This window comes from Pantoea sp. EKM101V (genome assembly GCF_011800325.1).
GTDB lineage: Bacteria > Pseudomonadota > Gammaproteobacteria > Enterobacterales > Enterobacteriaceae > Pantoea > Pantoea anthophila.
Window position 1 is genome coordinate 1 of record NZ_JAALFP010000028.1, and the last position, 1,516, is coordinate 1,516.

At 53.8% G+C, this 1,516-nt stretch carries 1 rRNA gene; it reads left to right on the forward strand.

From position 1 onward, the window contains the following. A 23S ribosomal RNA gene (locus HFD92_RS21445) occupies positions 1-1,516 on the forward strand; the annotation flags it as partial.

Below are 1,516 nucleotides of genomic sequence, written 5' to 3' on the forward strand. Positions count from 1 at the left end.
CGCTGTGAGCTCGATGAGTAAGGCGGGACACGTGGTATCCTGTCTGAATATGGGGGGACCATCCTCCAAGGCTAAATACTCCTGACTGACCGATAGTGAACCAGTACCGTGAGGGAAAGGCGAAAAGAACCCCGGCGAGGGGAGTGAAACAGAACCTGAAACCGTGTACGTACAAGCAGTGGGAGCACCTTCGTGGTGTGACTGCGTACCTTTTGTATAATGGGTCAGCGACTTATATTCTGTAGCAAGGTTAACCGTATAGGGGAGCCGCAGGGAAACCGAGTCTTAACTGGGCGTTAAGTTGCAGGGTATAGACCCGAAACCCGGTGATCTAGCCATGGGCAGGTTGAAGGTTGGGTAACACTAACTGGAGGACCGAACCGACTAATGTTGAAAAATTAGCGGATGACCTGTGGCTGGGGGTGAAAGGCCAATCAAACCGGGAGATAGCTGGTTCTCCCCGAAAGCTATTTAGGTAGCGCCTCGTGAACTCATCTCCGGGGGTAGAGCACTGTTTCGGCTAGGGGGCCATCCCGGCTTACCAACCCGATGCAAACTGCGAATACCGGAGAATGTTATCACGGGAGACACACGGCGGGTGCTAACGTCCGTCGTGAAGAGGGAAACAACCCAGACCGCCAGCTAAGGTCCCAAAGTCATGGTTAAGTGGGAAACGATGTGGGAAGGCACAGACAGCCAGGATGTTGGCTTAGAAGCAGCCATCATTTAAAGAAAGCGTAATAGCTCACTGGTCGAGTCGGCCTGCGCGGAAGATGTAACGGGGCTAAACCATGCACCGAAGCTGCGGCAGCGACACTATGTGTTGTTGGGTAGGGGAGCGTTCTGTAAGCCGTCGAAGGTGTGTCGTGAGGCATGCTGGAGGTATCAGAAGTGCGAATGCTGACATAAGTAACGATAAAGCGGGTGAAAAGCCCGCTCGCCGGAAGACCAAGGGTTCCTGTTCAACGTTAATCGGAGCAGGGTGAGTCGACCCCTAAGGCGAGGCCGAAAGGCGTAGTCGATGGGAAACAGGTTAATATTCCTGTACTCGGTGTTACTGCGAAGGGGGGACGGAGAAGGCTATATCAGCCGGGCGACGGTTGTCCCGGTTTAAGCGTGTAGGCGGAGGGTCCAGGTAAATCCGGACTCTTTTAACGCTGAGGCGTGACGACGAGGCACTACGGTGCTGAAGTGATAAATGCCCTGCTTCCAGGAAAAGCCTCTAAGCATCAGGTAACACAGAATCGTACCCCAAACCGACACAGGTGGTCAGGTAGAGAATACCAAGGCGCTTGAGAGAACTCGGGTGAAGGAACTAGGCAAAATGGTGCCGTAACTTCGGGAGAAGGCACGCTGGCGCGTAGGTGAAGGGACTTGCTCCCGGAGCTGAAGCCAGTCGAAGATACCAGCTGGCTGCAACTGTTTATTAAAAACACAGCACTGTGCAAACACGAAAGTGGACGTATACGGTGTGACGCCTGCCCGGTGCCGGAAGGTTAATTGATGGGGTTATCCG